Source organism: Streptomyces sp. HPF1205 (assembly GCF_020400825.1).
GTDB lineage: Bacteria > Actinomycetota > Actinomycetes > Streptomycetales > Streptomycetaceae > Actinacidiphila.
The window spans coordinates 49,530-62,863 of sequence record NZ_JAINVH010000036.1 but is presented as its reverse complement, the minus strand read 5'-3'; the positions used below and the strand labels follow the sequence as shown (position 1 = coordinate 62,863).

At 72.8% G+C, this 13,334-nt stretch carries 16 protein-coding genes; 9 read left to right on the top strand and 7 right to left on the bottom strand.

Translation table 11 applies throughout. The features are described from left to right. Window positions 1-54: 54 nt before the first annotated feature. From K7G61_RS30020 to K7G61_RS30010, 3 genes are read right to left on the bottom strand one after another with little or no spacing between them, the layout of a single operon-like run. Window positions 55-1,038 carry an Lrp/AsnC family transcriptional regulator gene (locus K7G61_RS30020; protein ID WP_225850193.1) on the bottom strand — a complete coding sequence of 328 codons (984 nt, stop codon included), beginning with the start codon at window positions 1,036-1,038 and terminating at the stop codon, window positions 55-57. 19 nt (window positions 1,039-1,057) lie between these two features. After that, window positions 1,058-1,849, bottom strand: a complete 792-nt coding sequence (locus K7G61_RS30015; protein ID WP_225850192.1) for an inositol monophosphatase family protein — start codon at window positions 1,847-1,849, stop codon at window positions 1,058-1,060. Window positions 1,850-1,886: 37 nt separating this feature from the next. Next, the gene (locus K7G61_RS30010) at window positions 1,887-2,414 is read right to left on the bottom strand and encodes a hypothetical protein (RefSeq protein ID WP_225850191.1); all 528 of its coding nucleotides are present in this window, start codon (window positions 2,412-2,414) and stop codon (window positions 1,887-1,889) included. Window positions 2,415-3,195: 781 nt separating this feature from the next. On the opposite strand from K7G61_RS30010, the gene K7G61_RS30005 reads away from it, so the two are divergent. Beyond that, on the top strand, window positions 3,196-3,501 hold the full coding sequence (locus K7G61_RS30005) for a hypothetical protein (RefSeq protein ID WP_225850190.1): 306 nt from the start codon (window positions 3,196-3,198) through the stop codon (window positions 3,499-3,501). 674 nt (window positions 3,502-4,175) lie between these two features. On the opposite strand, the gene K7G61_RS30000 is transcribed toward K7G61_RS30005, so the two are convergent. Beyond that, window positions 4,176-4,823, bottom strand: a complete 648-nt coding sequence (locus tag K7G61_RS30000) for a TetR/AcrR family transcriptional regulator (protein WP_225850189.1) — start codon at window positions 4,821-4,823, stop codon at window positions 4,176-4,178. A 126-nt stretch (window positions 4,824-4,949) separates the two neighbouring features. Between K7G61_RS30000 and K7G61_RS29995 the strand changes: the two genes are divergently transcribed. From K7G61_RS29995 to K7G61_RS29980, 5 genes are all read left to right on the top strand, one after another. Further along, window positions 4,950-5,981 carry a medium chain dehydrogenase/reductase family protein gene (locus tag K7G61_RS29995; protein WP_225850188.1) on the top strand — a complete coding sequence of 344 codons (1,032 nt, stop codon included), beginning with the start codon at window positions 4,950-4,952 and terminating at the stop codon, window positions 5,979-5,981. A gap of 154 nt (window positions 5,982-6,135) precedes the next feature. Further along, a complete protein-coding gene (locus tag K7G61_RS29990) occupies window positions 6,136-6,555 on the top strand; it encodes a nuclear transport factor 2 family protein (protein ID WP_225850187.1) in 420 nt (139 codons plus the stop codon). Beyond that, a complete protein-coding gene (locus K7G61_RS36670; protein ID WP_263985028.1) occupies window positions 6,534-6,659 on the top strand; it encodes a hypothetical protein in 126 nt (41 codons plus the stop codon). Before K7G61_RS29990 ends, K7G61_RS36670 begins: the two co-directional genes overlap by 22 nt. A 112-nt stretch (window positions 6,660-6,771) precedes the next feature. Continuing rightward, window positions 6,772-6,918: an alpha/beta fold hydrolase gene (locus K7G61_RS29985; protein ID WP_225850186.1), complete on the top strand. Its 147-nt coding sequence runs from the start codon at window positions 6,772-6,774 to the stop codon at window positions 6,916-6,918. A gap of 90 nt (window positions 6,919-7,008) precedes the next feature. Then, entirely contained in the window at window positions 7,009-7,680 is a 672-nt protein-coding gene (locus tag K7G61_RS29980) for a uracil-DNA glycosylase (RefSeq protein WP_225850185.1), read from the top strand. 213 nt (window positions 7,681-7,893) lie between these two features. On the opposite strand, the gene K7G61_RS29975 is transcribed toward K7G61_RS29980, so the two are convergent. After that, window positions 7,894-8,925, bottom strand: a complete 1,032-nt coding sequence (locus K7G61_RS29975) for a hypothetical protein (RefSeq protein WP_225850184.1) — start codon at window positions 8,923-8,925, stop codon at window positions 7,894-7,896. Between the two features lie 58 nt (window positions 8,926-8,983). Then, window positions 8,984-9,418: a LysM domain-containing protein gene (locus K7G61_RS37090; protein WP_308190739.1), complete on the bottom strand. Its 435-nt coding sequence runs from the start codon at window positions 9,416-9,418 to the stop codon at window positions 8,984-8,986. A gap of 551 nt (window positions 9,419-9,969) precedes the next feature. On the opposite strand from K7G61_RS37090, the gene K7G61_RS29960 reads away from it, so the two are divergent. Continuing rightward, complete coding sequence (locus K7G61_RS29960; RefSeq protein WP_225850183.1) at window positions 9,970-11,064, top strand: helix-turn-helix transcriptional regulator; 1,095 nt, start codon at window positions 9,970-9,972, stop codon at window positions 11,062-11,064. Window positions 11,065-11,595: 531 nt separating this feature from the next. Here K7G61_RS29960 and K7G61_RS29955 read toward each other — a convergent pair. Continuing rightward, window positions 11,596-12,303 (bottom strand): sigma-70 family RNA polymerase sigma factor, encoded by a 708-nt coding sequence (locus K7G61_RS29955; protein ID WP_225850182.1) that lies wholly within the window; start codon window positions 12,301-12,303, stop codon window positions 11,596-11,598. A gap of 116 nt (window positions 12,304-12,419) precedes the next feature. Here K7G61_RS29955 and K7G61_RS29950 point away from each other — a divergent pair, with 116 nt between their 5' ends. Together K7G61_RS29950 and K7G61_RS29945 are read left to right on the top strand one after the other, a co-directional pair. Then, window positions 12,420-12,878: a hypothetical protein gene (locus K7G61_RS29950; protein WP_225850181.1), complete on the top strand. Its 459-nt coding sequence runs from the start codon at window positions 12,420-12,422 to the stop codon at window positions 12,876-12,878. A gap of 76 nt (window positions 12,879-12,954) precedes the next feature. Then, window positions 12,955-13,329: a hypothetical protein gene (locus K7G61_RS29945; RefSeq protein WP_225850180.1), complete on the top strand. Its 375-nt coding sequence runs from the start codon at window positions 12,955-12,957 to the stop codon at window positions 13,327-13,329. Window positions 13,330-13,334: the final 5 nt, after the last annotated feature.

Here is a 13,334-nt window from a genome sequence, read left to right as displayed (position 1 = left end):
GCGGCAGGTCGTCGGCGCCGTCCGCGCCGTCCACGCCGTCCGCGTCATCCGCGTTCACCCGGGGCGCTTCACGGCCCGGCCGACCAGGAAGGTCTCGGCGGCGGTGACGCCGAGGCCGGTGAGGTCCTCGCTGAGGAAGCGGTACAGGGCGGCGGTGTCCGGCAGCCACAGGGCCACGGAGAGGTTGCTGCGTCCGGTGCCGGCCAGCGCGCCGTGCACGGCCGGGTGCGCGGCGAGGGTGCGGCCGGTCGTGTCCAGTCGGTCGGGCGGGACCTGCAGCCACACGTTGGCGTCGACCTGCAGGCCCAGGCGCCTGGGGTCGACCACGACCTCGGTGCGCAGCAGGCCCTCGGCGAACAGCGCGGCCAGCCGTCGGCGGACCGTCGAGGCCGGGTGACCGGTGCGCTCGGCGACAGCCGACGCGGACGACCGGCCGTCCTCGGCCAGGGCGGCCGCGACGGCCCGGTCGACCTCGTCCGGCTCCCGCCACGCGGGGGCGACGTGGGGCGGGGTGAGGGCCTGCCGCTCGGCCGGGTCGAGCACGTCCAGCCGCCACTCGTGGGCCTGGCGGAAGGCGTGCAGCACCGTCTGGGCCTCCACCGAGGTGACGGCGCTGGTGGCGGGCAGTTGCTCGAAGAGCAGGCGGTTGCGCCGGGCGGCGGACCCGCGGGTGAACTGGATGGCGTGGATCTCGTCCCCCGTGGCGGACACGTCCAGGAACGGAATGTCGTCCCGGGCGGCGAGCGCCGCGACGATCTGTTCCAGCCTGCCGCGCAGCACGCGGATGCGGAGCTGTACCGCTCCCAGGTCGGGGGGCTGCGTCAGGCGGCCGCGGATGCGGACGGCGCCGTGGCGGGCCAGGGACCCGAGCCGCCGGTGCACCTCGCGTGTGCTCATGCCGAGCACGTCCGCCAGCCGTTCCGCGGCCGCGCGGCCGTCGCACTGCAGGGCGGCGATCAGACGCTGGTCGGCGCCCGACAGGACGTCGGCGTCAGCCGCGCCGGGGGCGCCGCCGTGGTTGGTTCCGTAGTGCTTCACACCCTGAAGTGTGGCGGGGTCAGCCGAGGATCGCGTCGAGGATCAGGGGGTGCAGCGGCCGCGGCGCGGCGAGGAAGCCGTCGGCGCCGGCCCGCCACGGCCGCCCGGCGAGGTCGGTCACGACCAGGCCGGCCTCCGCGGCGATCAGGGCCGGGCCGACCAGGTTGGCGTCGTCGGTGCCGTACTGCCAGAAGCCGTCCATCCGGCCGGCCGCGGTGTCGGTGATCTGCCAGGAGGTGGCACCGAGATTGCGGACCGCACCCACTTTCGGGAGCAGTGCGCTCAGCGACCGGCCGGCGCCCCGTACGGCCTCGGGCTCGCGGGCGATCCCCGGCGGCTGGCTGGTGCCCAGCAGGGCGGCGTCGAGCGTGCGCTTGCCGGAGGGGCGCATCGGCCGCCCGTCACGCCGGGCACCGCCGCCCGAAACCGCGTTGCAGGTCTCGCCGAGCAACGGGCTGTGCAGCACCGCGGCCACCGCCCGGCCCTCCCGCACCAGGGTGAGCGACACGCACCAGTGCGGTAGCCCCTGCAGGAACTGCACCGCACCGTCCACGGCGTCGGCGACCCACACCTCTCCTCGCTCGGGCAGCCGGGTGTCCAACTCGTCCGCCCACACGGCACCGGGCCGCAGCGGGCCGAGACGCTCACGCATCAGGGCCAGCGCGGGCACGTCGACGGCCCTGAAGCGGCGCAGGAACTCCTCCCGGTCCCGGGCCGGCTCGGGAGGCAGGTCGAGCGTGCGCACCAGCACGCCGACGGCGTGAACGGCCTCGGTCATCGGTTCCAGGAGCTGACGGTCGGCGGCTGACATGGCGGGGTCCCTCCGGTCACGGTCATGCACTGCGGGGTTACGGGACGAGCCTGCCGTCGGGCAGGCGGTACACGCCGTCAGGAAGTCGTTTCGTGGTCGAATCATGTGCGAACGGCCAACATGATGAGCGGTTCTGCCGCCCGGGCCGATCCCTGCGGCGCCGCCGTGGCCGCGGCCCGCCACCCGTGCAGTGACCACCGACGGCACGGCCCACCATCTCGCCACCGGCCACGCGGCGGCTGCGGCGCCTCGGCCGTCGGTCCTGTGCGGTGGGGCGCACGACGAGTTCGTCGACGTCGACGTTCGCCGGCCGGCCGATGGCGAAGGCGATCGCCTCGGCGATGGCCGAGGCCGGGATCGCCAGTTGCTCAGCCGCCGTACGGGCCGCGCTCTGGGCTCGCGGCGAGCCACCGCGGTGCGTGAACCCGCTCCGGGCGAATCCGGGGCTGACGACGGTGACCCGGATGTCCCGGCTCTCCTGTCGCAGTCCGTCCGACACGGCGGCCGCGGCGAACTTGGTGGCACTGCAGACGGCGGCCGTCGGATCCACCCGGTGCCCCGACACCGTTGACGAGTGTGGCCGCCTGCCTGCCGCCGCCTCCGGGGCAGCACGGCGGCGATCCCGTGGAGCACACCGCGCAGGTCGACGTCGATCATCCGCTCTGCCGATATGTCCCTGTGCACTCCTTCGGATGTGCCAAAGCGGCGCTTGCCGCTCCTTCGACTTCACCGCAGCGTCGGGAGTCGGGAAAGGGATCGTGAGCCTGGGTGCCGCACACCCAGGCTCACGCACCCTTCTTCGCCATGGGGCGCGGGTGGAGGCTGGGCGAACCGGTGGGAGACGCCGGCCGGAGCCCGGACGGGTCTCCCGGTACGGTGGGAGAGGACCGCCATGAGCGACGAGCGCAGGGTCCCTCTGGCGCGCTGCGTACGGCCCGCGGACCAGCGCGACGGCAAGACCCAGGGGGCGCTGTTCACCGACGACGCGGTCGTGCGGAGTTTCGCCAGGACGGGCCCCGGCGGCCACGCGCCGCCCGCGCCGCCCATGAGACGCGCTGGGCCTGGGCGCGGGACGTTTCCGGGACGACGCGGAGGTCACCGGCCTGGTTGCCGTTCTCGGTGGGGGCTTGCCGCAGTTCTGGGCGTTGTGGGCCGGCCACGGATGGCGGGGTCGGCCTGAGCCTCCGGTCGCCCCGCCTGGACCGCGGCCCGTTCCCGGGCGCGGTGCACCCCGGCGGGTCTGAGCTTCCCGCCCACCGGCCGGCACGCGCGCCGGACAACCCGCGAGCGGACGGCATCCGCCGAGCCGCAAGCAACCTCCATCCCGTCGGAAAGGACGGCCTGTTATGCCCGAGATACTCGAAGTGACCACCCTGCGCCCCGCGCCCGGCCTCACGCCGGAGGACTTCGTCGCGGCGAACGCGGACATCAACGAGTACCTCAGGGGCCGGCCCGGTTTCCAGTGGCGCCGGATCGTCGTGCGCGAGGACGGCACGATCCTCGACATCGTCGCCTACGACAGCATCGAGCATGCCCGCTCGGGCGCCGCCGGGATCACGGGCGAGATGGGCGGCTCGCCCGTGCACGACGCGATCGACCACGCCACCGTCGACTGGCAGTTCACGACCGTCCTCCAGCACGTCGAGCCCTGACCGCCGAGTTCGTCCTGCGTGTCCTGCCGCGGGGGACCTGGACCGGGCGCTCGGGATCGTCGCCGGATGGACGGCGTCACCGGACGCCGATATGCGCCGCCTCGCCTCGGAGGGCACCCGCCCCTGCCTTCCCCGGTCGGTCCGGGTGCCGGAGCTCATCGCCCGCCCGGGCGCGACCGTGCCCGTCCTCGACGCCCTCCATGGCGACGACAGCGAGTACGTCCTCGCGCGCCAGCAGGAATGGCTGACGCGCGTGGAGTCAGGTCGGCGACGACCCCCACCGGTGCGGCATCGGCGGCCAGGGGCAGCGCGTCGGCGAGGACACCGATGCCGGACAGGTCGATCTCACCCGCCGGCGTGAGGACCACGCCACCCTCGACCGGGCGGCGGGAGGGCCGGCGGCCCCGGCGTCTCTGCTGGGGCGGTTGCGGTGGGGATCCGCTGTGCCGGGGGTCCCGGTTGTCCGTGCGGGTGACGCGGGCAGTTGGCCGCCGTGATGCCTGTGGTCCCCGGTGGCCGGCCCCCTCGGTGCGCCCGGGGCCGGGGCCTGGGTGTCTTGCGGGGCTGGTGGGTCCGGCAGGGACCACGGGCGGTGGGTGGGGCCGGCGTCGGCCGGGGGTGCGGGTCCTCCGCCGGTGTCCCGTCGTGCCGGCGCGTCCGCGCTGGTCCGGGTGTCAGTGTGCGAGGGCCTCCGCTTCGGCGGTGTAGAGGTGGGCGGGGTCGAAGTCCATGCCGGTGAAGTGGCCGGCGAGTTCGAGGGACAGGACGCCGTGGAGGCGGGTCCAGAAGGTGAGGGCGCGGTGCAGCGCCGGCGGCGTGGCCGGGTGCGGTGCGGCCCGGTCCCGGTGCTCGTCCAGGTGCGTCTGCAGTGGTGACGGCCGGGTGGCGGGGGATTGCCCGGCGGCGCAGGCGTCGAGGAGGACGGTCATGATCTGGGAGGCGATCCGGGTGGTGTCCTCGGGGGCCCGGTAGCCCGGCACGGGGGTGCCGTAGAGGAGGAAGTACCGCTGGGGGTCGTCCAGGGCCCACCTGCGCAGGGTGTGCGCCAGGTCGCCGAGGTCGGTGCCGGCTTCTGCGCGGGCGCGGAAGGCGTCGGCCAGGCTGCGGTAGGCGTCCTTGATGAGCTCGGTGATCAGTTCGTCGCGGTTGGCGAAGTACCGGTAGAGGGCCGGTCCGCTCATGCCGATCTGCTTGGCGATGGCGTTGAGGGACAGGGCCGAGGCTCCGGCCGTGGCGATCTGCTCCCAGGCGTGCTTCTTGATGTCCTCCCGTACCTGGGCGCGGTACCGCTGCCTGGGAGTGCTCGCATCCGGCTCGCTCACGACCTGTCTCCCGTCCTCTCGTCACACTGTTGGTTAGAGGTTATCACTGACGCGTTTGACTCTCACGGAGCGAGTGGTTATAACATCTAACGAACGCAACGCAATCTATCGAAAGGAGGGGCGGCTGTGAGCAGCGAACGCCTCGTCCAGATCGTCCTGCCCGGCGTCGTGGCCCCGGAGGGCCTGCAGATCCGCCACGCGGCCGTGCCGGATCCCGGCCCGGGACACGTGCTGATCGCCATGGAGGCGACCGGCGTCTCCTTCGCCGAACAGCAGATGCGCCGCGGGCGCTACTACGACCAGCCGCCGTTCCCCTTCGTGCCCGGCTACGACCTGGTGGGCCGGGTGCTGTCGACCGGACCGGGCGTCGACCCGGACCTGGCCGGACGGCGGGTGGCCGCACTGGTCAAGGTCGGCGGCTGGGCCAGCCACGTACTGGTCGACGCCAAGGACACGGTCGAGGTCCCCGACGGCCTGACCGCGGCGCAGGCCGAGACCGTCGTCGTCAACGGCGTCACCGCCTGGCAGATGCTGCACCGCACAGCCCGGGTGCGCGCCGGGCAGACCGTCCTGGTCCACGGCGCCGGCGGCGGCGTCGGCACCGTCCTGGCCCAACTCGCCCGCGCCAGGGGCGCGAAGGTGATCGGCACGGCCTCCGCCCGGCACCACGACGGCTTGCGGGAACTGGGCGTCACCCCGGTCGACTACCGCGCCGCGGACGTGACGGCCCGGGTCCGGAAGCTGGCCCCCGGCGGAGTCGACGCCGTCTTCGACCACGTCGGCGGCCGCAGCGTCATCGACTCCTGGCATCTGCTCGCCCCCGGCGGCACCCTCGTCGCCTACGGCAGCGCCTCCACCCGCGACGCCACCGGCTCCAAGCAGTGGCCCGTGCTGAAAATCCTCGCCCGCACCTGGTTGTGGAACACGCTGCCCAACGGCCGCCGCGCCCACTTCTACAACATCTGGGCCGGCCGGACGCTGAACAAGGACCGCTTCCGCGCCCGTCTGCGCACCGACCTCACCGAAGTCTTCGCCGCCGTCCGCCGCGGCGACATCACCCCCCGCATCGCCGCCCAACTGCCGCTCACCAGGGCCTGCGAGGCCCTGCTCCTGGCGGAGTCCGGCACCGTCACCGGGAAAGTCGTCCTGACCCCCTGACCCCCTGACCTGCACCGCCCCGGGGCACCACTGCCGGTCCGGCCGGTCGCGCTCGACCGCCGCCGACCCCCGCGGCAGGCCCGAGGCACCCGAACACCCGTATCGCTCACCCCGCACCCACATCGTCACGTGCGTCATCCGGAGGACCGACGCCATGAAGCCGCGCCCGACCCGCGCGATGACCACCCTGATCTGCACCGCGGCCGCCGTCACCGCAATCGGCACCACCGCCTTCGCCGCACCGCCCGCCGACCGGCACCTGCCGGAGGCCGTCGCCGGCTGGTCCGCCGCCTGGAACGGCACCGACCCCGGCGCCCTGGGCGCCCTGTTCACCACCGACGGCACCTACACCGACCAGGCCATAGGCGTCACCTTCCACGGCCGCCAGGAGATCGCCGGATGGAAGGCCCGCACCGACAGCCTCATCGACGGCGTCCACGTCACCGTGCGCGCCACCCACCGCGACGGCGACCACATCACCGCGACGGCGACCACATCACCGTCGAGGCCGTCTACGCCGGCCATCTCAAGGGCGCGCCCGAGCCGTTCGCCGTGCCACTGGCCACCCTCCTGACCCTCGACGGCCGCCGGATCGCCTCGGACCAGGACTTCTACAGCCCCAACGCCGTCCTTGCCCAGTCCGGCCTTCCGGTGGACTGGCCCCCGCCCACCCCCTGACCCCCGCAACCCATGAGCCGGCACCACCGCAGCACCGGAACGCGCCCCCGACCACCGGGAGGCGCGTTCCGGTACTCCTGCTGACCGTCGCACCGCGAGCTTCTTCCTGCCGGTGGCCGAGCAGATGCTCTCCGAGGTCGCCGAAGACGTCACCGTCCAACCGATCGAGGAATCAGGCCACTGGCTCGCCGAAGAACAGCCCGACAAGGTCCTCGAACGGCTGCGCGAGTTCACGCGAGCATCCCGCGCGGCCGCCTGAGCGGCACGCCCCCCCACGCCTTTGCCGCGGCGGGTGGAATGATGTCCAACCCGAGCCGCCGCACGGTGGCCATCTCCGCCAGGAAGGCCGGTGACACAGGTGACGGCCCTCGACACCCGCGGATTCTGGGAGATGCTGCGTGCACTGCCGGCGCCGGACGACGCGGAGTTCCTGTACGGGCCGGGGCCCGACGGGCGGCTGCGCGAACGCAATCTGCGGCGCTACCACGAGCTGGTCTCCGCCTCGATGGCCAGCGGCGGGCCGCGGGTGATGATGGTGGGCGAGGCACCCGGCTACCGCGGACACACCATCTCCGGCGTGCCGTTCACCAGCATGCGGCAGCTGACGGCCAGACCCGGACCGATCACCGGCGCCCCGGAAGGCGACGGCTTCGAACTGCCGGAGCACCCCGCGGCGCACTGGGAGCAGTCCTCCGCGATCGTCTGGCGGGCACTGGCCGCCTGGCGCGGACCGCTCCCCCTGATGTGGGCGGTCTACCCCCACCACCCGCACGAACCCGGACGCCCGGCGACCAACCGGCCACCACGGGCCACCGAAGTCGCCGCCGGCGCGCCGATCGCCCTCACTCTGGCCGGAGCGTTCGGCATCACCGACTTCCTCGCCGTGGGCCGCAAAGCACAAGGCGCTCTCGCCCGCGCGGGCATCCAGGCGACCCCCCTGCGCCACCCGGCCCAAGGCGGCGCCCGCGCGTTCACCGAGCAACTCGCCGCGTACAACACGGCCCGAGGCGAGGGGCCCTGAAGACGGCCGTCCTGCTGCCCGAACCATCCGGAAGCACGACGGTCCACCGAGGACCCACAACCGAACTCGGCGCGGGAAGTACCCCACGGCGAGGCGCCAACTCGGCCGACCAGCGGTCGAGGGAGCCCGAGGAGAACGCCTGGGGCGCCCTGACCGACAGCGCCCCGTTCCTGGCATTCGAGCTGCCGGGAACGGGGCGGTGGCCGTGCTGGGCTACATGGCGTTGTCCTGCTGGTCGCTGGTGGTCCAGGGTGCCTCCGGGTTGGGGGAGGAGATGGTGACCTCACCGCTGCCTTCGGGGTTGATGGTGCTCGTGCGGGGGGCGGTGTTCTGGCACTGGAAGTCGCCTCGGGCGTTGTCCGCGCAGTCGACCAGGCTGTTGCCGTCCAGCGCGGCCGCACCACCGCCGCTGTCGACGTGGCCGCCGAGGAAGGCCGGTTCGACGCTGCGCTTGGCGATGACCTGGCTGGTGGGGCCGTTGGCGTAGTGCGGGTAGTAGTAGGCCTCGATGGCGGGGTAGCCGTTGCTCTGGTGCAAGGCGAGCTGGTAGGTGCCGGGCGCGGTCCGGGTGACGGTGGCTTCCTGGTCCACTGTCCAGGCGCCGAAGTCTCCCCAGCGGTTCGTCAACGGGTTGAGCAGGCTGAGCGCCACGTGCAGCCGGCCGGTGGGGGTGTTCGGGTCGATGCCGATGCGGTTGTCGGTCCTGCTCCGGTCGCGAACGGCCAAGGCCTGGTTCCATGCGTTCTGCGGCGCGACGGTGAGAGGCAGGGCGGCGATGTGGACGTTTCCCACGGAGAGAGAGGAGTGGGAGACCACGAGCCTGGCCTGTCCCGTGGAGACGTCCCAGGCGAATTCGGCCCGGTAGGAAGCCGAAGGGCTGTCGCTGAATCCGCGGTCGTCCCCGTTGAGGAGGCCGCCGGCCGCGCTGTGCGCGGGGATGAAGACGCGCAGGACGACGATGCCGTCGTCACTGGTGCGGTGACCGGTGGACAGGACGGGGCTGGCGGCGTCGTCGGAGGAGGTCCGGGCGGTGCCGCTGATGAGGGTTTCGAAGGCCGACCAGTCGGGGTTGACGGCCTGCGCGGCGTCGGCGACCGGTGCGACGTGACCGACGCTGCGAGTCCGACCGTGATGGACCGTAGCAGCGTCGGACAGGTACACGCCGGCGGTGATGCCGGCCAGGGCCGCGGCTGCCGCGGCGGTGGCGCGCCAGGGGAACGCGGACCGGGTGCGGATGAAACTCATGTGATCCTCCTGAAAAGGGCTTGCCGGGTCGGGCAGAGTGGTCATTTCTGTGGGCCGGTCAGTACCAGCGGTGGGTTTGCCGGAAGGCCCAGGCCTTGCAGGCGCTGCCGTATCGGGCGGTGACGTAGGTGCGCATCCAGCGCAGCCGGGTTGCCGGGTCGGTGCGCCAGTCGGTGCCGAAGGCGGCCATCTTGGAGCCGGGCAGGGACTGGGGCAGGCCGTAGACGCCGCTGGACGGGTTGGTGGCCGCGACCCGATCCGGTCGTACGGAGGGAGCGCTCGACCGGCGCGCGGTCGAAGCGGGCAGGCGCAGCACGGCTCCGGCCCGGATCAGGGTCGACGATCCGAGGTGGTTCAGGCGCTGCAGCGTGCGGACCGTCGTGTGGTCGGCTCGGGCCAGGGCCCACAGGGTGTCCCCGGGGCGCAGCCGTACGGTGACGGTCGCCGGCCGGTGCCGGTGCGGCGTGCCGTGGCGCGCCGGCCGCGACGGCATGGACGGTGGCCGGGGGCGCCGGGGTGGCGCGGGCGGGGCCGTGTGTGTCGGGGAGTGGCCCGGCCGGCGGTGGGTGTGGCCTGAGGGGACAAGTGCGGTCAGGGTCAGCACGCAGCACACCACCGCCGACACGGCGGCTGAGGGCCGGGGCAGTCGGCGCCGTACGGAAGTCAGGAGGTGCCTCGGGTAGGCCGGGATGGACCGCGGGTGCCGCGCTTTCCCTGACCGCCGCCGCGCCGGCCGGGGAAGGCGCGGTGCGGTGGTGGGCCCGGGAGCCTTGTGCCGCACGGACCCGGTACGGCCGTTGCGGCGGACGACGGCCGGGTGGCGCGGGCGGTTCAGGCGGATCGGGGCGAAGTGAGCGGCCACGGCGAGCTCCTGGGGTCGAGGCGGTCCGTCGGGACCGGTCGGCGGGGGGTGCTTCCGTGGTACGGGTGGGGCACGATGTCCATCCATGGGTGGCTGTCCACTGCGCGTGTCCACTGGACAGGGCGCCGAGGATGGACAGCGTCCACGCAGGTGGGGGACCAGCAGGGGAACAGGGAGGGGACATGGCCGAGGAACGCGACGGCACCGGCGCAGGGCCGCAGGAGACTCTGGCGTCTTTCTGCGACGACCTGCTGCAGCTGCGGAAGGACGCGGACCTGACACTGCGTGAGCTGGAGAAGCTGTCCGGCTACTCCAAGTCCGCATTGTCCAAGGCGACGTCGGGCACCTCGCTGCCCTCCCTCGAGCTCACCGAGGCGTACGTCGGTGCGTGCAAAGCCCCCGACCCCGAAGCGTGGCGCGCCCGCTGGCACCGGCTCGCCGCCCGGTTACGCACCAACCCGGCCCCCCGGCCCCCGGTGCCGGGCGCAGCGACACCGGCAGCGGCGGCCGCGGGTGCAGCAGCCGGGACGGCGACGGGTGCTGCGGCGGCTGCCGGCGCAGCAGGCGCATCCCCGGGAGGCGAAGAGGACCCGGTGTCCGCCTCGCCCACGGTCCGGCCAGTGGTCAAGATCGCCGCGGCGCCCCTCGTCCTGGCCACCGCCCTCATCGCGACCCTGATCCTGGTCTCGTCCCACCGCGGCGGCAGCGGTGAATTGAGCCAGCCCCCGACCGGCACACCGCCGACCGGCCGGAGCACCGCCTCGGCAGCCCCGCCGGACAACCCGGTCTCGGGCACTCCGCCCTCACCGACGCCCTCGGCCACGACCGCCACGCCCCGCACGTCACCGGCGCCGCAGTCCCGCGCTTCCGACTACACGGCCGTCTACACCGGCCGCACCCGGTCCTTGCGGGACTACAACGAGTACTTCGACCTGCTCACCGGCACCGTCGTCGGCCGCGAAGGAGCCTGGACCATGAGCACGAACGCCGGCGGCGACAGCCATGGCGCCTTCGAACTCCAGCCCATGACCGACGCCTACCTGGCGGGCCGTATCGTGCCCACGGCCGACCAGTGCGCCGCCGGCCTGGCCCGTCACGCCACGAACCGAGTCCGCTTCCCGCAGGCCCCGCCGGGCACCAGTTTCTGCCTCCGCGACCGCCCCACCGGCGACATCGTCGTCGTCCAGGTGATCGACCTGGACTACGGCAACTGGGCCGCGACGGTCACCCTCACCCGCTACCGTCGCACTTCCCCCGCCCCGGGGAGCACCCTGTAGACCACTACGACGCCCGCCGCGGGGCATCTGCAGCGTGGGATGGAGGAGATGGGCGGGCGCGCCCGCGGCGCGGGCCGGGGCCCCGCACGCCATGGACGTCAGCCCCCCTGGGACTGCCGAGCACACTACGCTCTACCCCCGCACCGGCCTGTCGGGCCTGCCGTCGCTGGCGGTCGTGCTCACCGGGCCGGCTCGACCGCGCTCACCAATCGGATCCGCACGGTCGGCGACCTGTCCCGCGAGTTCTGGGCAGGACAGGAAAACGGCGACTACAGCTACGGATCGACCGCCCCCGAGGACGGCGACTTCTACCTCGACCTCACCGGCAAGGTGCGCTGGTGATGACGACCCTGGACCTCCTGCAGCAGCACGGCCCGATGGGGCCGGTGTGGTTCCGCGTCGCACAGCGCCGAGGCGCAGAGCCCGAGCCGCTGCTCCAGACGCTCACCGACACCCGCACGGCAGCCTGGATGATCTATTCCAAGGCTGGGTCAAGTTCGAGAGTGGTCCTGGTTGGACGGCGTGGTCGCGTCAGTCGACGAGGCGGCGTAGTTCGGCCTGGGCGCTTTCGACGAGTTTCCTGGCGGTGTGGTCGGAGACGCCCAGGTGACGGCCGATCTGGCGGAACGACTTTTCCGGTCGGTCGTCCAGGCCGTACCGCAGGATCAGGGCCTCGGCCTCGCGTGGGTCGATGCGGGTCAGGGCAATGCGGACAGTGCTGGTGAAGTCTCTTGCGACAGCGGCGTGTTCGGGATCGGTGAGGGTATAGCCGGGTGCGGGCAGTTCCTCGGCGTCGTCAGCAGGTGCGGTATGCAGTTGTCGGTGGAGTGCGGCGACTGTCGTGGGGGAGATGCCCAGGGCGGCAGCTGCCAGGCTCAGGCTGTCGGCGTTCTCATCGAGCGCTCGGCGCACGGCGACCGTGCGGCCGACGAGGTCGGTGGGCACGACGGCGGGGAACTCCTGGCGGGCGACGGCCCGCTGGATTTCCTTGCGGATCCAGGTGTGCGCGTATGCCCCGAAAGGCACTGCACGGTCGGGATCGAAGCGGCTCGCGGCAATCAGCAGTCCGAGGATGCCGGCCTGTCGCAGGTCTGCCCGGTCGATGTGCCAGGTGCGATAGCGAGCAACCTCGCGTTCGACAAGGCGGCCGTGCGCCGCCACAAGGCGTTCTGGCTCGGCGACGTCCGGTTCTGCCTGATGACTGCTCACTGCGCTGATCTCCCCAGGATCGATGCCCATCGGGTTGCCGCTGTTACGGATACCGGGCCGGGCACGCAATGCGAGGTTCGCACTGCGGTTGACTGCCGGTATCCCTTGTGGCGACCGAGCAACGCCCGAGCCTGGAAGGCCATCGCATGTCCGATCTCAGCACTGCCACCTGGCAAGCGATCCCGATCGTCCCCTACGGGGCTGTCCTGCACGTGCCGGCGGGTTGGGAGGCGCTGCCTCCCGTCCCCGCGAACGGTCCGGAGATCCTGCGGGCCACCGGGGGGCCCGGCAAGAACCTGATCGTCTTCAAGGTGCCTGCCAAGGCAATGACGGCTGCGCAGGTGGCGGACACTGCCCAGGAGAAACTCCAAGCCCACGGCTATGACGGCTTCACCCGCACCGATGTCCGCTTCGGCGGACAGCCCGGGACCGCGCTGGACTTCGTAACCCACCGAACCCGCGATGGAGCCGTCATCTACCAGAGCCGGCAGTACTTCGCGGTGCGCGGCAACGCGGCATTCGTCCTCGGCATGGGGAGCGCGAAATGGGAGGAACACGTGGCGCTGATCGAGCAGATCGCCGACCGTTTCGAACTCACGGAATGAGCTGATCTCCACTCTGTCACGCCCCGTCTCCTACGCGGTCCTCGGCCGCCAAGGCCGTCGGCCGGAGCGCGCGTGCGTGCGCGAGGACCAGGCCGCCGACAGCAATGGCGCCGTTGCCGGACCAGCGTCGCCGACGGCCAGGATTGGCCCGCCGCGCGGGGAAAAGCCGGAAGTTTCCCCGGTCGATGGGCAGGACGGACAACGCGCTTCCACCAGCGAGTCCGGTGGCCGGCTGACCGTTGCGGGCGGAAAGGCCCAGCAGCCGGGGCGGGTTCCCCATCCGGATGATCTTCGTCTGCGGGTGGCGCTGGAACCGGCCGCCCGGCTGTGGCGGCAGCTGAACCGCTGGCAGCAACGCCGGGTCACGAAGGCGACGCAGGCGGAGCTGGGGCGGCCGGCGGGCATGCTGATGCAGCCTGACACAGCCCGCAGCTGCTGGCCGACCGGCTGACCGGC